General features: G+C 45.5%; 14 protein-coding genes. 7 read left to right on the top strand and 7 right to left on the bottom strand.

The window, feature by feature from the left end:
- Positions 1-75 precede the first annotated feature (75 nt).
- Positions 76-2352, bottom strand: coding sequence for a tetratricopeptide repeat protein (locus FEM55_RS09760; RefSeq protein ID WP_138281139.1), 2277 nt, complete (start codon positions 2350-2352; stop codon positions 76-78).
- Between the two features lie 332 nt (positions 2353-2684).
- Here FEM55_RS09760 and FEM55_RS09755 point away from each other — a divergent pair, with 332 nt between their 5' ends.
- The 4 genes from FEM55_RS09755 to FEM55_RS09740 all read left to right on the top strand — a co-directional run bounded on the left by FEM55_RS09755 (position 2685) and on the right by FEM55_RS09740 (position 8538).
- Positions 2685-4427: an alpha-amylase family protein gene (locus tag FEM55_RS09755; protein WP_138281138.1), complete on the top strand. Its 1743-nt coding sequence runs from the start codon at positions 2685-2687 to the stop codon at positions 4425-4427.
- Positions 4428-4529: 102 nt separating this feature from the next.
- Positions 4530-6527 (top strand): site-specific recombinase, encoded by a 1998-nt coding sequence (locus FEM55_RS09750; protein WP_171036527.1) that lies wholly within the window; start codon positions 4530-4532, stop codon positions 6525-6527.
- 102 nt (positions 6528-6629) lie between these two features.
- Positions 6630-7448, top strand: coding sequence for an N-acetylmuramoyl-L-alanine amidase-like domain-containing protein (locus FEM55_RS09745; protein ID WP_138281136.1), 819 nt, complete (start codon positions 6630-6632; stop codon positions 7446-7448).
- 4 nt (positions 7449-7452) lie between these two features.
- Entirely contained in the window at positions 7453-8538 is a 1086-nt protein-coding gene (locus FEM55_RS09740) for a mechanosensitive ion channel family protein (RefSeq protein ID WP_138281135.1), read from the top strand.
- A gap of 60 nt (positions 8539-8598) precedes the next feature.
- Here FEM55_RS09740 and FEM55_RS09735 read toward each other — a convergent pair whose 3' ends face one another.
- From FEM55_RS09735 to FEM55_RS09720, 4 genes are all read right to left on the bottom strand, one after another.
- Positions 8599-10221, bottom strand: a complete 1623-nt coding sequence (locus FEM55_RS09735) for a SulP family inorganic anion transporter (RefSeq protein WP_138281134.1) — start codon at positions 10219-10221, stop codon at positions 8599-8601.
- Positions 10222-10389: 168 nt separating this feature from the next.
- On the bottom strand, positions 10390-11760 hold the full coding sequence (locus tag FEM55_RS09730; protein WP_138281133.1) for a sensor histidine kinase: 1371 nt from the start codon (positions 11758-11760) through the stop codon (positions 10390-10392).
- Entirely contained in the window at positions 11757-12434 is a 678-nt protein-coding gene (locus FEM55_RS09725; RefSeq protein WP_138281132.1) for a response regulator, read from the bottom strand. Before FEM55_RS09725 ends, FEM55_RS09730 begins: the two co-directional genes overlap by 4 nt.
- Positions 12435-12637: 203 nt before the next feature.
- A complete protein-coding gene (locus FEM55_RS09720) occupies positions 12638-13195 on the bottom strand; it encodes a DinB family protein (RefSeq protein ID WP_138281131.1) in 558 nt (185 codons plus the stop codon).
- Between the two features lie 297 nt (positions 13196-13492).
- Between FEM55_RS09720 and FEM55_RS09715 the strand changes: the two genes are divergently transcribed.
- The 3 genes from FEM55_RS09715 (at position 13493) to FEM55_RS09705 (ending at position 17007) form a co-directional block, all read left to right on the top strand.
- Positions 13493-14110 (top strand): DUF4136 domain-containing protein, encoded by a 618-nt coding sequence (locus FEM55_RS09715; RefSeq protein WP_138281130.1) that lies wholly within the window; start codon positions 13493-13495, stop codon positions 14108-14110.
- Position 14111: 1 nt separating this feature from the next.
- Positions 14112-14771 carry a hypothetical protein gene (locus tag FEM55_RS09710; RefSeq protein WP_138281129.1) on the top strand — a complete coding sequence of 220 codons (660 nt, stop codon included), beginning with the start codon at positions 14112-14114 and terminating at the stop codon, positions 14769-14771.
- Positions 14772-14859: 88 nt separating this feature from the next.
- Positions 14860-17007, top strand: coding sequence for a hypothetical protein (locus tag FEM55_RS09705; protein WP_229209182.1), 2148 nt, complete (start codon positions 14860-14862; stop codon positions 17005-17007).
- A gap of 5 nt (positions 17008-17012) precedes the next feature.
- Here the strand turns inward: FEM55_RS09705 and pheA are convergent, their stop codons facing one another.
- Positions 17013-18086: a prephenate dehydratase gene (gene pheA, locus FEM55_RS09700; RefSeq protein ID WP_138281127.1), complete on the bottom strand. Its 1074-nt coding sequence runs from the start codon at positions 18084-18086 to the stop codon at positions 17013-17015.
- A 106-nt stretch (positions 18087-18192) separates the two neighbouring features.
- Positions 18193-20070: a DNA topoisomerase IV subunit B gene (locus tag FEM55_RS09695; RefSeq protein WP_138281126.1), complete on the bottom strand. Its 1878-nt coding sequence runs from the start codon at positions 20068-20070 to the stop codon at positions 18193-18195.
- Positions 20071-20308: the final 238 nt, after the last annotated feature.

Here is a 20308-nt window from a genome sequence, read left to right as displayed (position 1 = left end):
CGCTCTGTGAAGCTGAGGTGAGGAATCCGTAGAAAATATTTCTCAGCAATAGTTTTGTGTATCCCTGACGATCCATCAGAATAAAACCGGACATTTGGTTCCGGAACGTGCTCTGGAGCCAGGAAGTTTTACTTTCTGGCTTTTATAACGCACTTTCTTTTTTCTGACTGCTTTTCCTTTTTTCTTCTCATAGGGAACCAGTTTGAAGTCATAGTCAGGAATAAAATAGTCTTCTTTATACTCCGCAACGGGTAAAGGCATGTAATGGCGTCCCGGAAAAGTAAGGACGTCATACTCATAATCGTACAGGTAAATCGTTACAAAACCATCGCGGCTGTATTTGATACCGATGTCTGAAAAAGGGCTGTTCTCGTCTGCAGAAGCAACAAGTTTCATCATTTCTTTCTGTTTTCCGTTGGCGAGTATCGTCATATTGTACTGAAACACACGATGCATGGAGTCAATCTGAATCGCGATTCCGAGGTAGTACTTGGCATCTTTGATGCGCTCCTGCCCGGCATAAAGTACAGCCGTATTGTTCAGGGCACTTTTATCCTGATAACTTTGGTAACTCAATCTGGCTTCATCGTATTTTTCCTGATAGCGGTACACATTGCCCTGGTTTACGTTGTAGAATTTCCTTGAAGGAGCAGCAGCCATTGCTTTTTTAAAATCCTGAAAAGAACCGTCATATCTTGCATTGGCCTCATCCGCCTGATGCCGCTGTTCGTGCCTGTTTCCTATATACGCCTGAACAATCCCGTGGTTATTGTGCAGAAACGGCAACTCCGGATTTTCTTTGACCAGACTGTCAAATAACGCCATGGAACGGTCCAGCTGATCATTTTCCAGCAAGACAACCCCCCATCCATTTTGTGCATTGATGTTTGCCGGATTGAGCGCAATGGCATTTTTGAAAACCTGATAGGCTTTCTTATACATGTCGAAATGCAGCAAAAGACTTCCGTAGTTGCTCCACATCCGGTCGTAGTTCTTTTCGTACATGAGTGCTTTTGCCATGTACTGTCCGGCTTCGGGAAACCGCTTCTGATCGATCAGGATCCCGCTCAATCCGGCAAGCGCTTCATAACGCGTCGGATCAAGGCGGATGGCCGTCAGAAAATCCTTCTGTGCTTCGGCCGGTTTTTTCAGGTAATATTCTGAAAATGCCTTTGTTACAAATACATCCGCCAGGAACTTGTTATTGACATCCAGCGCTTTCTCCGCTTTTTTAAAATCCTGCAACGCCAGCTCGTATTTTTTCTGGCCATAATAAGCAACCGCTCTTCCCAGATATGCCGGCAAGTAAGTCGAATCTTTTTTGATCACCCGGTCAAAATAGGTAAATGCAGTCTGGTATTCATGCCTGGAAAGGTACGTATTGGCAATTCCGGTCTGGAGTGCGGGCGTTTCCCGCTTCAAAGTGGCTGCAAGCCGGTAAAATCTTTGCGCTTCGGTGATCTGCTGAAGCCCGTAGTATGCATGCGCAATGCCCAGAAAAGCATCGCCGCGGAAAGTCTTGTCCCCGCTTTCCAGATACATTTCAAAAACCGTCTTAGCGGCACCGAACTGATTCAGTGAAAGCAATGCATTTGCATAACGGATTTGTGCTTTCGGGTGCTTTCTGGCTACTTTTTCAAAATCTTTGACCGCACGTTTTTCATTCCCGTTCCGCATCAGAATATCGCCTCTTTGCAGGCGGTAAGCCATTTCATCTTTCTGACGGATGGCGGCGGTTATTTCATCGGCTGCTTCCGGGAGCCGGCCTTCGAACTTATGCACAAGGCCAATGTTGAAGTTCCATTTTCCGGCCGAATTTCTGGCGGAATTGCTGCCTGCAAAGTTCAGTGCTTCCGTGTAATTCTTTTCCTTTGCATAGGCGACAAGGATATTCAGCTTGGCCTGCGTACCATTGGGAGCTTCCGCAAAATCATTTCTGGCACTGGTATATTTGCCGGATAAAAGTCCGAACAAGCCTCTGTTGTATTTTAACTGGGGATTTTGAGTGCTCAGTCCCAGTTCCTGCATGATGTGCAGCGCCTTTGGATAATTGCCGGACAATGCAAGCATCACAGCTTCATTGTTCATCTTCTGAACTGAATCCGAAGGCTGGAAATTTTCCTTGTTGTACAGCGTATAGGCAGCTTTCAGCTTTCGCAGTCCGCGCTGGTAGGATTCATCCCGGAGTAGTGACGGATCATTTTCTTCAAAGGAACGGTTAAAAACCGGCAGTAGTTCTTTAACGATCTGCTGGCATTCGCTAAAATCCTGTGCATGCGCAGTTACAGCTGTCAAAAGCATGAACATCAGCAACATGCCTGAAAAAACAAGTGTATGAATTCGCTGTACCATAACGGATCTGATGGCTCAAAAACTGCTGGCGTACCTTGATTTTACCATTACCGGATTTTATATTTTATGTTTATGGATTTATTTCGAAAAGACGCAACCTTTCCGGATTACTGCATTTCGCTTCTGGAACACGCTTTAATTTTCCGGACAAACAGTAAAATTTAAAACGGATGCCGGCGTCGGAAACAAGTTAATCCGTTTTATTATGCTGCAAAATAGTCAAAATTACAATGTTCATCATACTGAATTATCCGGCGGCTTCCATTGGATCAGAATTTATGTAGGATTAGTTATCTAAATCAAAAAACGCCTTAAACACATTTCAGCATACCATGTCCGTAGTCAATAAAGATAAGTTCATCATTTACCAGATTTTCACCCGCCTCTTCGGAAATCAGAATACAACCAATAAATTCTATGGCACGCTGGAAGAAAACGGCGCCGGAAAGTTCAATGACATTACGGATACGGCACTTGCAGCATTGAAAGGGTTCGGCGTTACCCATGTATGGTATACAGGCGTGCTTCAGCATGCAACTTTAACCGATTACGCACAGTTCGGGATCCCGGCCGACCATCCGCTGATTGTCAAGGGAATTGCCGGATCGCCGTATGCCGTAAAGGATTATTACGATGTGGACCCCGACCTCGCTGTGGACGTAAGCAATCGCATGCAGGAATTTGAGCAGCTCGTTGCCCGTACGCACCATCACGGACTGAAAGCAATTATCGACTTTATTCCGAATCACGTTGCACGTCAGTATCATTCCAAAGCGCGCGCACAGGGAATAAAGGATTTCGGCGAGGAGGATGACGATACGGTGAGTTTTAAAGCAGAAAATAACTTTTATTATATACCCAACCAGGATTTCATTGTTCCGGAAGGCCATAACCTGCCGGTGAACATTACCGCTCCTTATATCGAACGGCCTGCAAAAGCAACGGGAAATGATGTCTTTGCAGCTCAGCCCAGCCAGTTTGACTGGTATGAAACCATCAAGCTCAATTACGGCGTCGATTATCAGAACGGGAAAACTGCCTACTTTGATCCGATTCCTTCCACATGGCATAAAATGTACGATATATTGCGGTTCTGGGTTCAGAAAGGCGTGGACGGTTTCCGGTGCGACATGGCCGAAATGGTCCCGGTCGAGTTCTGGGAATGGGTGATTCCTGAAATTAAAAAGCTTGACCCGCAAGTCATTTTCATTGCTGAAATCTATAATCCGTCCGAATATCACAATTACATCCGAAAAGGAAAGTTTGACTACCTCTATGACAAAGTTGGCCTGTACAATTCACTTCGTAAACTGATGGAAGGAAACGGTACAGCGGAAGAAATTACGCGGCTTTGGCAGCAGGAATCCGGCGATATCAGCGAACATATGCTCCGGTTTCTTGAAAACCATGACGAACAGCGGATTGCCTCGAAGTTCTTTGCCGGAGACCCGTGGGCGGCTGTTCCGGCCATGACGCTGAGCGCCACTTTGCATACCGGCCCGCTGATGCTGTATTTCGGACAGGAACTGGGCGTAAACCCGACGCAGTCGGAAGGATTTCAGGGCGAGGACGGACGCACAACGATTTTTGATTACTGGGGCGTAACGGAGTTCCAGCAATGGGTAAACGTCGGGAAATTCGATCTTGAAAAATTAACGGAAGATCAGAAGAAACTGCGTTCGTTTTATGAAAGCCTGAACCGGTTTGTGCTTGACAATGAAGCTGTTTATGCCGGCGAATTTTACGATCTTCAGTATTTCAACATAGACGGGCAATGTTATAATTATGATAAAAAAGGGATGTACAGTTACCTGCGTTATACTGAAAACCAGAAGCTGTTGTTCATTTATAATTTTGACCGGAAAAGAAGCATGGAAACTGCGATAAGGATTCCGCAGGATGCCTGGACTCATTTTTTAAAACTTGAAAATACCTTTTTATACAAACTTAAACCTGTGTTTCCTGCATTTGCTTCTGAACTGAGCCTGAAAGCAACCGAAATTACTTCTACCGGCGTTCAGATCGAGTTACTGCCTGCATCCGTTTCAGTTTATGAGATTGTCCGCAAACAATGAATTGTAAAATTCGAACTGCTTTTATAACAATAGCCGCAATTTCGGCTATGCTGTAAAAGGATTACTTAAATTTGATATAAGCGGAAGCTTAAAATGGATGTTATGGAGCGTGTTGTAATACCTGAGCGCATAGACTATGTCGGAAAATTTACTGATCTAATCCGCAGTCACTGGAAAGCCAAGCCAAACAAGAACCGGCCCTTCTCTGAAATACTCTCCAGTATTTCACTGGACTGGCGGGAAAAAGAACTGATGTCCGAACAGATCCTTTCAGTACTTTTTTCAACCAAGTTTGTATCCTTGCTTACCGAATCGGAAATCGGGTCCAACAAAGGTTTCTTTTCTGATGCTTCTGCACGGCTGAGTTTCAAGTTTTTGCCTCCGGTGGATGAACCGAACGAACTGAGAACGCATTTCGACCAGCTTTTCTGCCATAAAAAGGATTATCAGTGGGTAAAAGCAATTCCGGACCACCACTGGGCTGATTTTCTTTCCAGTCTTTTCAAAGAAGTAAATCCGGCAATCCAAAGATACATTGAAAAAGAAGTTCTGAACTCCATACTCATTCTTGCACAAAGAGCTGCAACGCTTGGCGTAGATCCGGAAGTAGCCTCCAAAATCCCGAAAGTGGATGACCTCGACTCTCCTTTTCTGGGCCTGAACCGGGAAGTAATGCTCTATGTGGAAAAAAACCTGAATTCCACGGTCTACTCACTGCCTGACCGCTATGATGACTACAAGCACATTCTGGTGATGATCAGCCAGTGTAAAAGCCAGATCAGTTACATTTACCGGCACAAGGACATTTTCGGGATCAGTCTGCAGCTCACGTATCAGGTAAGGCAAATCGAGCAGTACCTGAAACGGCTTGCGCAGCTGCTCGAAATATTGCAGACAGACGATCCAAACCGCCAATGGCTTACCATTACGCAGCTTCTTAAGGAATTTGTGTATGCAGAAAATACCAAGTACAGTTTACGCAAGCACTTTTCCACCAACCTTCAGTTACTTACTTTCAAAGTCATTGAAAACACTTCCAAAACCGGAGAACACTACATTGCATCCGACAAATCGGCTTACTGGAGACTGTTCGGAAAGGCACTTGGAGGCGGAGTGATTGTCGCTTTTCTATGCATGAACAAAACCCGCCTGTACTTTCAGCATTTTCCTGTATTCTGGGAAGCTTTTTTTTACAGCATGAATTACTCCATCGGCTTTATGCTGATCCATACTCTCGGCTTCACGATTGCCACGAAGCAGCCCGCCATGACGGCCTCCACGATTGCCGCCAATCTGAGCAATAACGGTGAAAATCCCAACTGGCTGCACAAAACGACCCAATTGCTCATCCGCCTGATCCGGAGCCAGTTTATTTCACTGATTGGAAATGCTGTGATTGCCTTTCCGGTTGCCTACGCGCTGGACTGGATTTATTTTCGTCTGATGGGTTATCATATCGCCGATCCTGCAAAAGCAATCCGGCTGATTACCGAACTGAATATATGGGAAAGCCTGGCGTTGCCGCATGCCGCACTGGCCGGTTTTTACCTGATGCTTTCGGGACTGATTTCAGGGTATTACGAAAACAAATGGATTTACAACAAGTATACTTTACGCATAAAAAAGCACAGGAAACTGATCCGGCTCTTCGGACAGGAAAGGCTGAACCGCATGACAGGCTATTTCGAGCGCAATTTCGGCGGGCTGGCCGGAAACTTTTTCCTCGGTATTTTCCTGGGCTCCACCAGTGCAATCGGCTTTACATTCGGCCTGCCGCTGGATATCCGCCATATTACCTTTGCTTCCGGAAACTTCGGGCTGGCAGTTGGCGGCCTGGAAAATAACGTTTCCACTGACCTCTGGCTGAACTCCATAATCGGAATTGCGGGTATCGGTTTTATGAACGTTATCGTCAGTTTCGGTCTTTCCATTGCCTTTGCGCTGAAATCCCGGAATGCACGTCCGAGCGAAGTGAAAAGTCTGATCGGCAACTTGTCCTGGCAATTTTTTCATCACGGACTGGCGTTCTTTTTTCCGGTCAAAAATCCCGGTGAAGTAAATGAAGAGCTGCCGGAAGCATTGCCAAACCGCCATTTATAAGATTGCAATTGGGCCGATTCGTCATTATTTTTACAATAATCTCGATTTTAGAGATTAATTTTCTGCTTACGTTCTCTCAGTAAAAAAATGATTACAATCCGCATGATCAGAATTATAGTTCTTCTTGTATTAATGCTAGCTTCCACTTGCACGTTTGCCCAGACAAGCCCTCAAAAGACTTTCGGGCAAAAAATGGAACTGCCGGACAGCAGAGATATCGGAACGCAGGTGCTGCGGATGAGCGAGTCGTTTCTGGGAACGCCTTATATTGCCGGAACTCTGGAAGGAAACCCGACTGAACGGCTGGTCTGCAAATTCGACGGACTGGATTGCACAACACTGGTGGAAAGTTCAATAGCGCTGGCCATTTCCAAAACGGAAAACCCGAGTTACGAAGGGTACAAAAACGAACTCACCAAGCTGCGCTACCGTGAAGGAACCATTGAAGGATACGCTTCCCGGCTGCATTATATTCTCGACTGGATGTATGAGAACCAGAAACGCGGCCGGCTGGAAGACATTACGGCCAAAGTAGGCGGCGTTCCCTTCAAAAAGGAGATCAATTTCATGAGCAATCATGCCAACCTGTACCCGGCCATGGCTGAAACCGAAGTCTGGGAAAAAATCCGCGAACAGGAAAACATCATCAATTCCAGAGAATACAGTTACATCCCGAAGGCGGGAATCCAGAAAACAGAACCTATGCTGCACGATGGCGACATTGTTGCATTTACCTCTTCGGTGGAAGGACTGGATGTAAACCATATGGGGATTATAACCCGGATCGGCAGCCGCGCTTATCTGATACATGCTTCTTTAACGGGCAAAAAAGTAATTATGTCCAATGTTCCGCTGGCCGAGTATGTTGCTTCGGTCCCAAAACATACCGGAATGATCGTAGCCCGCCTTAATGATAACTGATGTCATGAATGATCTGTTGAAAATACTGGATCATGAAAATTACCCCTGGCTGGTTATTCTGACTTCCGGAATTATCGGATTGGTCGTCAGCGGAATTATTGTCAATCTGATTAAAATCACCGCTTCCAGAAAAGAGTGGCAGTCGGTGCGGTCCATAAAGGAAAACCTGACCAATGTTTTACACTTCTTCATTCCGCTGCTCTTTATTACGGCCACAATCAAGACCTTTTCGCTGACGCACAGGGATTACTTCTGGATTTTCTCGATCAGCAAAATTCTCCTGATTGCGGCTACAACGTGGCTGATGATCCGCGTTGTGGTCATTATTGAAAAGCTGTTGATCGATCAGCTGGATTTTGATTCGCCGGACAATAACCAGGCAAGACGCATGTTCACAAAAATCAAATTTGTGAAACGCATTGTCATCATCATGATCATTCTGTTCGGCATTTCCATTCTGATGCTAAGCTTTGAAAGTGTACGGCAGTACGGCGTGGGCATCCTTACTTCGGCGGGGATTTTCAGTGTGATCATTGGTTTTGCAGCACAGAAATCGCTCGCTAACCTCATGGCAGGCATTCAGATCGCATTTACCCAGCCTATTAAAATTGATGATGTTGTGATAGTGGAAGGCGAATGGGGACGCATTGAAGAAATAAACCTGACTTATGTGGTTGTCAATATCTGGGACCTCAGAAGAATTGTGCTGCCCATTACCTATTTTATTGAAACGCCTTTTCAGAACTGGACGCGAAACGACAGCACGCTTATCGGAACTGCTTTTTTCCATCTGAACTATCTCGCCCCGATTCCCGCATTAAGGGAAAAGCTGAAAGAAATCCTGGACGAAACGCCGTTATGGGACGGAAAATCCTGGGCACTGCAGGTTACGGATACGCAAGGCCAGCTGATGGTGGTAAGAGCAACCATGTCCGCCCGGAATTCATCACATACGTTTGATCTGCGTTGTCTGGTGCGGGAAAAGATGATCGAGTACATTGCCCGGGAGCTTCCCGATTCGCTGCCGAGTTACCGGATCGAAGAAGCAAAACAGGCTGAATCTTTCATTCAGGATAAAGGTCTGAAATAAAAAAATTGGCTTTCGGAAAATCCAAAAGCCAATTCTTCCTTACTACTCACCTAACTCAATTTAACTCAATACAGTTTCTCTTTGATTTCTTCTGGCTGCGAGCGGATGGTCCGAAAGAGCAATATGATATCCAAATCCGATCAGCTCCATTTGCCCGCCTGCCTGTTCATAGTCATTTTTAAATCTGGTTATATTTTCCATCACGGTATGATCCACGTATGGCGAATTGGAAAAATCCACCTGTACAATCTTACCTTTGGGTATGGCTTCGAGCTTGGCTTTCAGGCTGAGGTAATTGGTAAAAACCGCAGCGCGCGGAACATGCACGAAGAAAACCTCATGCTCGGATTTCACCTCAATCTTTGGCGAGAAAATATGCGAAGGTTTAACGCCATAAAACAGCTGGATCATAATTTTAACAAGAATACCGCAGGCGATTCCGATCAGAAGATCAGTGCTTAACGTAACGATAATGGTGACAAGGAATATAATCAGCTGCTCTTTGCCGATGTAATAGATATGTTTGAACTCGGCAGGAGAAGCAAGCCGGAAACCTGCGAAAATCAGCATGGCCGCGAGTGCCGCCACCGGAACCATTCTGATAACCGGAGAAAGAAGCACTACGAAAATCAGCAGGAAAATACCGTGGAAAAGATTGGCCCAGCGCGTTTTGCCGCCATTGCTGATATTGGCCGAACTGCGTATGACTTCTGAAATCATCGGAAGCCCGCCCAAAATACCTGCAACTACATTGCCGGCACCCACCGCAGTTACATCACGGCTCAGTTCGGTTTTACGTCTGTAAGGATCAAGCAGGTCAATGGCTTTGACGGTCAGCGACGATTCAAGGCTTCCGATCAGCGCAAACATGACTACATATTTCATAAACACAGGAAGCAGATCACCTTTGATTCCGCTGAAATCGACATGAAAAGCAAATGAAAATTCTCCCGGATTGATCAATGGCTTGAAATCCCGGTAAGTTGGTTCAAACAAGTGAAAAAACTGTCCGAGCACAATGGCCACTAAAAGAACTACCAAAGCCGGCGGCATTTTCTTAAAGATGGAAAAAGACAGGTATTTCCAGCCAAACATGATCATCAGCCCGACAAGGCCGATAATGGCAATATGGTACTCGATATTCATCAGGCTGTGCGGAACCATGGCAATCAGTTCCAGCGGCCCTTTGCTTTTCAGCTCAGATGGCGCAATGCCCACCGCAAGGTGAATCTGTTTTGACATGATAATGATCCCGATTGCAGCCAGCATGCCGTGAATGACGGAAAGCGGAAAGAAATCGGCAAATCTTGGCAATCTGAAAGCCCCCATCAGCATCTGGACGATGCCGGCTGCAACAACAGCACCAAGCGCAAGGTGCCAGCCGGTTATCATATTGCCTTTCCCAAGATCGTCCACCGCACCCGCAGCAATAACGATAAGGCCGGCAGTAGGGCCTTTGATAGTCAGCTCGGAACTGGTAAAAAACGAAACGAGGACACCTCCGACAATGGCTGTCAGAATGCCCATCATCGGAGGAAAATTACTGGCGCCGGCAATGCCAAGACTTAGCGGAAGTGCAATGAGCGATACCAGAAAACCGGACAGCAAATCATTCTTCCAGTTTTCTGTGAATCCCCTGATACCCGTTGCGGGCTTCCATGCTGCGGACTTTCTGATCTTCATCTCGACTGACAGGAATTGGTGTTTCCCGACGTACAGAAAACGGTTGACAACAGGCGGGATAAAAGCAAAGAAATACGCTCCATAGCAGGCACAAATCAAGGCGGTGATTTATGCTACAAATGACTTCTGAATGTGTTAAAGGCACATTAACGCAGAATTAAAAGTGAATTAAAAAGGAGGAAATTTCAGAATAAAGGTCGTTCCGGACCCCAGTACAGACTCTACTTCGATGCTCCCGCCCTGCATGTTGATGATCCTCTTGGTAAGGGAAAGTCCGATTCCGTAACCGGCTTTGCTGATGGTAGTCGCACTTCTGTAAAAGGTATCAAATATGTAAGGCAGTTCTTCTTTTGAAATACCGGTGCCCACATCTTTGAACAAAATCTTGATGAGATCTTTCTGAATCTGAAGATAAACGTTGACGGTCTTATTGTTGGAGTATTTGCAGGCATTGTCCATCAGGTTCATAAAGGCCGTTTTCAGCAGGCTTTCGTCTCCGTAGCGTTTCAGTTGCTCTTCGTCATCCGGAATTTTATCATAATGGATATGCACTTCGTAACCCGGATTTTTCTGCTGGACCGAAGCTTTTGCCTGCCATAATACCTCGTCAATACGGATTTTGGAAAACATGACCTTAAAGGTATTTTCCTCTGTACGCGCCAGCTCAAGCAGCCTGCTCACCAGCTCGTTCATTTCCTTTGCTTCTGCCCATATTCCTTTGAGCGCAACCTGATATTCATTGGGCGAGCGTTCTTTCATCAAGCTCAGTTCTGCTTCGCTCATGATCAGTGCAAGCGGTGTCCTGAGTTCGTGAGAAGCATGGGAAACAAAGTTTTTCTGAGCTACAAAAGCGATTTCCAGCCGGTTCAGCATCTGGTTGAAAGTCTGGGCAAGAAATGCAAGCTCGTCCTTTTCCCTTCCGACCGTTACTTTTTCATGCAGGTTTCCTGCCGAGATATTATTGACCTGATCAATGATATCGGCTACCGGCTTGATTGCATCATTGGCAAACTGCCAGCCGGCAACGCCTACCAGAACCAGTGACAACAGCCATCCGATCACCAGGATTTCCCGAAGCCGTTTCAACTGATTCATGCCCGAATAATCATTGGCAACGGCCATAACGACCCAGGGCTTGCGGTGATCCTGTAAAATATGGCGGATGATGATGGCTTCCTTTTTCTGGTATTTTGTGCGTATTTCGCGGCCTTCCCTGGCTTCGTTCAGCAAGGATTTCGAGAGTTCAAATTTTTCATTTCCGCTTGTAAAAATAACCGAGTCCGCTCCGTCATAGATCGTTATCTCTTCGTCCAGCAAAATGGTGTTGTTTTCTTTTTCAATCTGCCGGATATCTGCTTTGCTGATGCTGTTACTCGCTTCCACCAGTTGCGCAATCGTTTGTCCGCGTTCGTTCAGAAAGGAATAAAACTGCTTTTCACGGTACTGATCGTAGAAAAAGTAGATGGACAGGCAGAACAGCGCCATGATGGAACCCACCAGCATGGTAAAAAGGAGCGTAAGCCGGGATTTGATGTTCATTCTTCCTTGAAAATATAGCCCATTCCCACGACCGTATGGATCAGTTTGTTCGGATAATCCTTATCCACTTTTTTCCGCAGGAAGTTGATATAGACATCAATCACGTTTGTTCCCGTATCAAACCGGATATCCCAGACCTGCTCGGCAATGTCCACGCGTGACACCACCCTTCCTCTGTTCCGCATCAGATATTCCAGCAGCGCAAATTCCTTTGCAGTAAGGTCAATGCGGTTTCCGCCGCGGCGAGCCACTTTTTCATCCAGGTTAAGTTCCAGATCGGCAAGGCTCAATACCTGATGAGACTGTTCCCGTGAGCTGTTTCGTTGCGAAAGCACTTTGATTCTTGCAATCAGCTCCCGGAATTCGAACGGCTTTACAAGGTAATCGTCGCCGCCGGCTTCAAAACCATCCAGTTTGTCATCAATGGTGCCCAAAGCAGTCAGAAAGAGAATCGGTGTTGCGAGGCCGTCATTCCTTAGCTGCCTTGCCAGATCATAGCCATTCAGCAACGGCAGATTGACATCCAGAACAATGACGTCAAAGCGGTAATTGGAAGCCATTTTCTTGCCGACCTGTCCGTCATAAGCCAGCTCTACTTCCCAGGATTGTTCTTCCAGACCACGTTTCAAGAAACCGGCCAGTTTGGGCTCATCTTCAACAATCAGAATTTTCATAGCTATGATTAAGAGTTTCAATGCTAAATGCTGCACAGAAGTTTTTCAAAAAAAGCTGCCCGGCATTTCGGGCAGCTTTAATGTTTATGACTGCAAATTCAAAAATAGTCATTTCAGGATTACAGATCACGATCGGGATGCATGAAAGTGTTTACAGAACCATATCGTAAAAGCCTGCATGAAGCCTCAAACTACTTGTAAAATCAGTAATAATCTGCTCCGTTGTCAAAGTCGGAACGGTCGTCAAATGCGCCGTAATCATCTTCTTCCAGGCGCATGCCCTTCACTGCTTTTTTTATGATTCCAACCTGCCCGATATGATAAACATCATGCTGGATAACACCGTGAATCAACGTGTAATAAGAATAATCTCTTCCGGGAACAAACTCTTCAAGGAAACTGTCGCTCTCGATTTTTTCAAGTTCCGAAATCAGTTCTTCCTGCGAAAGGCTCAGCTCCATCTGAATAGCTTCCCATTCAAATTCGTCAACAACCGGAAACTTTTTCCAATCCTTGTCCTGCGTTTTTATATCAAATTCTGCATCACCCTGAAGTTTACGTACCGTGAAAATCCGCCATGTAGTCATGTGATAAACAATTTCGGCAATGGAATGTGTGTTATTGCTTAATCTTGCTTCTGCCATTTTCGGCGTCACATCCCGCAAAGCCTCCACTACGGACGGGCCATACCAGGCCTCCTCACTTTCGTAAGTATCATTGAGTACATCTATGATCCTTAATATTTCTTCTTTTGTTTCCATAAATTTTAATAATAAGCCTAGCTCCGGTTGTATTTATTCGAATCAAACACTGTTCCAGATCATTTTGGTTCTGGATCAGTTTTTATAAGGCAGTCCCTTGCCAAAGTTGCATTGAGCGCCAGTTCAGGCAATGCCAGGGCAAATGATTTCGGGCTTACTCCAACCAATTCAGAAGATTCGTAGTCCGGTAAATACCGTTAACGTTTAAAACTAAAAAATTGAGCCGAGAAATGATCCATAATAAAATGTTCAATTTCAAATTTCGTTAATTTATTATATTTAAATACAAGAATAAACATGTTAAAGAAAGCTTCAATCATCTTGTTAATAGCCGGACTGGGTTTCATTTCCTGCTCCAAAGATCCTGTCAGCGATCTTTCCACCGAGGAATCGCTGGTGTATGTAACGAATTTCAACAAATCTGCAAATTTCAAGCAGTATAAAACTTTCAGCATTGTGGATTCAGTTCTTGTTGTTGAAAATGACCGCTCCGGAACGGCCCTGACAGAAATTGACAGAAGTCTGTTGCAGCGTATCATTACGAACATGGAAGGTCTGGGGTACAAATACGTAAGCCCGAAAAGCAATCCGGATGTCGGTATCAATGCGGCATGGATTACAAATACTTATCTGAATGTTGCTTCCTTGCCGTTATCCTCTTATTATGGCGGTTACTGGGGCGGCGGATTTGGCGGTTATGGCTACGGTTATCCGAGTTATTATCAATATTATGAAACCAGCGAAAGCTACTGGCTCGTTTCCATGCTTGATTTCAAGAACCCGAACAAGGCAGACTCCACGGTCAACGTCATCTGGAATGCACAAATCCGTGGTTCAGGCATTGGCAGCCCGCAACATATTGATAAAATGGTCGATTCTGTTTTCGGCCAGTCAGGTTATTTAAAAAATAATTAAAATGAACAAAACAGCATTAATAGCCTTTTTTTTCGCAGCCGCACTTCCTGCATTTGCGCAGGATGCGCCCAAGATCTATACGCTTCCTTCTCCTTTTGACCGCTACACGCATTACCTTGCCACGGCACGTTTTACAGGAGCAGCTCCGCTGGGATCTTTTTCGGACCAGTATATCAGCAAATCTTCTTTTCAGAATTTCTCGGCTTCGCTTGAATGGGTTTTAAGGAATTCCCCTTTTTCTGTCGGCGGTGAAGTGGGTTCTACTTACTTTAAAGAACGGCTTCCGCGTGCGCTATACGTAAATGGCGAAGAAACGATCTCGGCCGTGCAGACACGGACCGTTTCACAGTATCCGATTGAAGTGTTCGGCAATTATCATTTTCTGGGCAAAGCATCCAATATTCAGCCGTATGTTCAGCTAAGCGGCGGAATCAGTATTCTGGATTACGTTGTTTATTATGGCAGCTTGTCCAATCAGGACCAGAAAATTGCGCCTAAATACGGTATTGGTATCGGTTCCAAATTCCTGTTTAAAAAAGACGGTTCATTTGGTGTGGATGTGCGTGTAAAGTACAACGGCACCTCCTACAAGCATGACTATATCGAAAATGGAATCTCATCTCTGGACGGTTCGGTAGGTATTTTTTATCGCTGGTGGTAAGTTTTAAGGACGGGCGGGAAGTTCAGCTTTCCGCCCTTATTTTTGTTCTTCAATTCCTTCATTACCGGTGCCTGTTAAAAACAAAGTATTGTCAAAAACATCTTTTATCTGGATTTCAGCCGTTCTGGTGATCCTTTCCGCTTCCGCTTTTTGGGTATGGAGCCGCTTCGGTCCTTCCAGGAACAATGTGTATACCGAGCAAATCAAGGGTTTTCCTGTTGCCCGCACGCTCGATTCTGCGGCTGCATCCTGCGATCTTACCGTACGCCGCTACAAACAGATTGGCCGGGAAATGCAGTTTGAACTGGCCGCCAATGCCGGTGGGCTGGCTCCGTATGAAGTGGAAATAATTCAAAACGGCAAAAAACAGCATTTCAAGCAAATACCGCACCGTTTGGGAATCTGGCTTACTGTTCCCGAACTTGACCTTGAACAAGGCGCGGCACAAATCAGGGTAAGCAGTCTCGGACAATCCGGCTGCGAAACCGTGGCTTCTTTTGATTACAATGCTTCCCGCAAAAATGAAATCCTTCCGGCAGAAAAATGGATCCGGCAAGGCAGTAAAGACAACTGGCTCGACGTACGTCCGGTTACAGTCAACAACAAGGTTTTTCTGAAAGATTTTGCCGCTTATGATGATGGGCGTACCAAAGTAATCATGATCGACGGAATCGAGGTTAAAGATCTGGAAAAGGGTTTTGAAATACAGCCGGGCTACTTATACTCCGTAACGGCTCGCTGGATCGACGCGCCTTACAATGACTGGTGGAATGAAATGCGCAACCGTTCATTGCGCCAGCAGAATATATGGATTACCGCAGCAGCCGGAACAAAGGAAAACACAGTCCTGACCAGAATCGAGATCCCGGAATGGTTTGCTCCTTCCGCTTCGATCAATGCAGATTTTGATATGCGTTTTCCTGAATTTCAGCCGGTACAGGGAAAGCTTGTGATGCAGTACAGACTGAACGCAAATGTGCCGCCGGCCAATTATTACAACCGCGGAGTGAACTATCTGAACGGCTGGGAAAAAGATTTGCCTTACAGCCGGATGCACTGGACGGCCACGCCCAATTATTTTGCCGATAAGGATGACAAATGGTTTGCAACCTTATCAAAGTCCGAAGTGGAGTCACGCGCACAAGTTCCGGATTTTGGCGTTTATGCCTATGATTTTGAGTTCTGGAACCAGCATTATACACCCGAAGTAAAGCAACGGCTGATCTGGTTTTCTGAAACAATACGCAAAAATCATCCGCAGATGCATCTGATGGATTACTGGGGCGGCGGCGCTTACACCAATCCGCATATCAATACAACCGGGGGCGCAAACCCGAAGGACTTTATAAAGGATTACGAACAGCCAAAAGCCAACAATCCGAACTTTGATCCGTTGCCGAACGGCGAAAGTTTTCAGCACATTTTCAATACGACGCCAATTGACGTTTATCCCAAGCCCATGTTCATGAAGGACGAACAGGGCAATACGCCAAACAATTTCGTCCTGCTTTCCGCCATTCATTCGCAAAGGATCAACAAACTGATCCCTTATCAGAAAAATAACAAGTTTATCTTCTACGCATGGAACCGTTATATGCCGCTTTACAAAGATCCGATTGTTCCGTGGAACTATAACCTGACGGCTCCAAAAGGGGAACTGGTTATGAATCAGCTTGAAATGATGCCCGCAAGCCAGGCACTGAGCCTTTCCCTGTTTTCACTCGTTTTGTTTGACGGTTACTATTTATGGCACGACAGCGGACCTTACGGAAATGATCCCAATGCATACACGGTTTCCAAAGATGCTCCGGGCTGGGGCCATGAATGGTATCCTGCAGACGGGAAAATACCGGAAAGCGAAATCGGCAGCAAATCGGAAAAACAAGGTGCACCGCCCTACTGGGATTATCCAACGGAGTTTTACGTTCTGGGAAACTGGATGGCCAAACAGGTTGAAGACGTCATTGTCGGCGGTATAAACAAAGACCTTGCATTTCAGCTGAACGGCAAATGGACATTGCCCCGGAAAGAACAGGCACTTCTGGCTATTGAAAAAAAAGAGCCGTTCATAACGTCAGTCATAAACGGCAAAAAGATTGTTGTTCTGGGTATTGATTCTTTTCAGGCGCCCAATGCAAAAAAGAAAGTCAAAGTGCGCCTGCCGGATGGAACCGAGACGGATATTGAACTATACGGCAACTGGCCATCCTTGTATAAAGGCACTCTGAAAAACTAACCTGTTCAGGAAACACGGACATAACTTCCGAGCCATTTCAGGTGCGTTCCGTATTTGTGCATGATTTCCTTTACCGGCGCATCTTCCACATGTCCGAGAAATTCCACCAGAAACCAGGTCCTGAAAGCGGCTTCGCCTCTTAATGGCCGGCTGTCGATTTTGGTAAGGTTTATGCCGCGGTCGTTGAAGTCTTTCAGGAATTCATAAAGCACGCCGGGACGGTTTGTGTTCGGAAGATTGGCAATAATGGTCGTTTTATCATCATCGCTTTTCACATTCACAAAATCCTTTGCAAGGATCAGAAAACGCGTCCTGTTCTGATTGCTGTCTTCTATGTTGTCAAAAAGAATCGGAACACCGAACAGACTGGCGGAAATGGACGAACAGATTGCTGCCGAATCTACTTCCTGAGAAGCCAGCTTGGCCGCTTTTGCTGTGGACTCAACCGGAATCAGTTCTATGCCCATGCCATCCAGGTATTCGTTGAGGAACTTTCCGCACTGACGAAAAGCAATGTCTTTGGAATAAATGCGGCGAATGTTCCTTAAAGTGTCCGATTGCGAAGCAAAGGTAAAATGTACTTCCAGCAAAACTTCGGCTACAATGGACAGATCTTTATCCCGGAGAAAATCCACGGTTTCAATGACAATTCCTTCCTGATTATTTTCAATAGGAACTACACCGAATTTGGCACGTCCTGTTTCCACGCTTTCAAATACCGAATGGATGGTTGGCAAAACCAGGTATTCACTCATTCCTCCAAACCGGCTTTCTGCAGCCTGATGTGAAAAGCTGCCCTCCGGTCCGAGATAAGCAATGCGTTCCGGCAGTTCAAGATTCCGGGAAACTGCAAAGATTTCGAAAAAAATGGCATCGATTGCTTTGCGCGTCAAAAGACCGTTGTTCCGTTTTTCCAGTCTGTCCAGAATCTGTTTTTCTCTTTCCGGACGATAAATAATGGATTGGGACGAGCGTTTCAGGTCGCCGACTTTCTGAACAAGTTCCATACGCTCGTTCAGGATATTCAGCAACTGATCATCAAGTGTATCGATTCTGTTTCTTAATTCCTGTAAATCCACAAAGAACTATTTTATTGTGTAAGGTTAACTGCCGGAACAGGAAAGGAATTGCAAACCTTCCCGTTCCGGAGATCTTTAAATTTGCCAAATATAAGCAAAGTGCCTGCTAACCTGCCAATGCAAGTTCTTCTATATTCTTTTCGATTTTCAAGTTGTCAATTATAAACCGCTGTCTTTCAGGTGTATTCTTACCCATAAAGTAGCTCAACAATTTCTGTATGGAAGTTTCCTTCTGCAGAATCACCGGTTCCACATGCATGTCTTCTCCGATGAACTTGCCGAATTCCTCAGGCGAAATTTCTCCAAGGCCTTTAAACCGGGTAATTTCCGGCTTGCTGCCCAGCTTGTTCACCGCAGCCTGTTTTTCCTCTTCGCTGTAACAGTAAATGGTTTCCTTTTTATTGCGGACCCTGAAAAGCGGTGTTTCCAGAACAAACAAGTGACCGTTGCGAACAAGGTCCGGGAAAAACTGAAGGAAAAACGTCATCAGCAGCAAACGGATGTGCATTCCGTCCACATCCGCATCCGTAGCAATTATAATCCGGTTAAAACGCAGGTTCTCAACGCCGTTCTCAATGTCCAGTGCATGCTGAAGAAGATTGAACTCTTCATTTTCATACACAATCTTTTTAGTAAGACCAAAGCAGTTCAGCGGCTTTCCGCGCAAGCTGAAAACGGCCTGTGTCTGTATGTTTCTGGACTTGGTGATGGACCCGCTTGCCGAATCACCTTCCGTGATGAACAGCGTACTTTCATAACGCAGGTCATTTTTCAGATCGGTCAGATGCAAACGGCAGTCTCTCAGTTTTTTATTGTGAAGATTTGCTTTTTTGGCACGGTCGTTCGCCAGTTTCTTGATTCCGGCAAGTTCCTTTCTTTCCCGCTCCGACTGCTCAATTCTTTTCTTCAGTGCATCCCGGGATTCCGGGTTCATATGCAGATAATTGTCCAGCCTTTCCTTTACAAAATCATTTACAAAAGTCCGGATCGTTGTACTGTTCGGGTCCGGCGTAATCGTATTGGAACCCAGCTTGGTTTTTGTTTGGGATTCAAAAACAGGTTCCTGAACGCGGATGGCAACGGCGGCAATAATGGACGAACGTATATCTTCCGGCGCATAATCCTTGTTGAAATGTTCTCTTACAGCACGTACAACCGCTTCACGGAATGCTGCAAGATGCGTTCCGCCCTGTGTGGTGTACTGGCCGTTAACAAACGAATAATACTCTTCGCCATACTGGTTTCCATGCGTCATGGCAAATTCAATGTCTTCCCCTTTCAGATGAATAATTGGGTAACGCAGTGAATCCGGATCTGACTTGGACTTGCTCTGAAGCAGGTCGAGCAAACCGTTCTGGGAAAAATATTTCTGTCCGTTGAAATTAATTGTCAGGCCGGCATTCAGGTAACAGTAGTTCCAGATCATATTGTCCAGATACTGGGGAATATACCTGAAATTTTTGAAGATGGCGCCATCCGGTTCAAACGCAATGTGTGTGCCGTTGCGCTGGTTTGTTGCCAGTTCTTTCGACTCATTGAGAAGTGTTCCCTGCTGAAATTCAGCATTTTTGGTTTTCCCTTCCCGAAATGACTGCACTTTGAAATGATAGGAAAGTGCATTGACCGCCTTCGTTCCGACTCCGTTCAGCCCGACCGATTTCTGAAATGCTCCGGAATCATACTTTCCACCTGTATTGATCTTTGAAACACAGTCAACGACCTTTCCGAGCGGAATACCCCGGCCATAATCCCTTACTTCCACCCTGTGCTCGGAAATCTTGATTTCGATGGTTTTTCCGTTTCCCATCATATGCTCGTCAATGGAATTGTCAACTATTTCTTTTACAAGCACGTATATACCATCATCGATTGCGGAGCCGTCTCCCAATTTCCCGATATACATGCCCGGCCTTAATCTTATATGTTCTTTCCAATCGAGTGATTTGATACTGTCCTCATTGTACTGAACGCTGGTACTTTCCATAAAATATTTGTCCCTTTCAGGAAGATAGGTGATTTTAAATATTGTATTTTAATAATTCAGGGCATTTGTCGTTACCCTGTTATAACTTTACATCCGCCGCTCAGGCCACTTGCCGTGCCGCTCGAAAGTTCAATTAACAGAATTTCTTTAAAAATAGGAAAAATCTAATTTACTTTGCCAAGATATACACATTCAAATATTAGCATGCTCATAATAGAAGTTTAAAAATACTGGTCAT

The sequence above is a fragment of the Dyadobacter sediminis genome (assembly GCF_005860765.1).
Taxonomy (GTDB): Bacteria; Bacteroidota; Bacteroidia; order Cytophagales; family Spirosomataceae; genus Dyadobacter; species Dyadobacter sediminis.
Note: the sequence above shows the minus strand (reverse complement) of the source record. Positions and strands in the feature narration are given on the sequence as shown.

Excerpts from the sequence above, each read along its gene's own strand:
- FEM55_RS09760 (WP_138281139.1), bottom strand. The coding sequence starts at position 2,352 with ATGGTACAGCGAATTCATACACTTGTTTTTTCAGGCATGTTGCTGATG.
- FEM55_RS09755 (WP_138281138.1), top strand. The coding sequence starts at position 2,685 with ATGTCCGTAGTCAATAAAGATAAGTTCATCATTTACCAGATTTTCACC.
- FEM55_RS09750 (WP_171036527.1), top strand. The coding sequence starts at position 4,530 with ATGGAGCGTGTTGTAATACCTGAGCGCATAGACTATGTCGGAAAATTT.
- FEM55_RS09745 (WP_138281136.1), top strand. The coding sequence starts at position 6,630 with ATGATCAGAATTATAGTTCTTCTTGTATTAATGCTAGCTTCCACTTGC.
- FEM55_RS09740 (WP_138281135.1), top strand. The coding sequence starts at position 7,453 with ATGAATGATCTGTTGAAAATACTGGATCATGAAAATTACCCCTGGCTG.
- FEM55_RS09735 (WP_138281134.1), bottom strand. The coding sequence starts at position 10,221 with ATGAAGATCAGAAAGTCCGCAGCATGGAAGCCCGCAACGGGTATCAGG.
- FEM55_RS09730 (WP_138281133.1), bottom strand. The coding sequence starts at position 11,760 with ATGAACATCAAATCCCGGCTTACGCTCCTTTTTACCATGCTGGTGGGT.
- FEM55_RS09725 (WP_138281132.1), bottom strand. The coding sequence starts at position 12,434 with ATGAAAATTCTGATTGTTGAAGATGAGCCCAAACTGGCCGGTTTCTTG.
- FEM55_RS09720 (WP_138281131.1), bottom strand. The coding sequence starts at position 13,195 with ATGGAAACAAAAGAAGAAATATTAAGGATCATAGATGTACTCAATGAT.
- FEM55_RS09715 (WP_138281130.1), top strand. The coding sequence starts at position 13,493 with ATGTTAAAGAAAGCTTCAATCATCTTGTTAATAGCCGGACTGGGTTTC.
- FEM55_RS09710 (WP_138281129.1), top strand. The coding sequence starts at position 14,112 with ATGAACAAAACAGCATTAATAGCCTTTTTTTTCGCAGCCGCACTTCCT.
- FEM55_RS09695 (WP_138281126.1), bottom strand. The coding sequence starts at position 20,070 with ATGGAAAGTACCAGCGTTCAGTACAATGAGGACAGTATCAAATCACTC.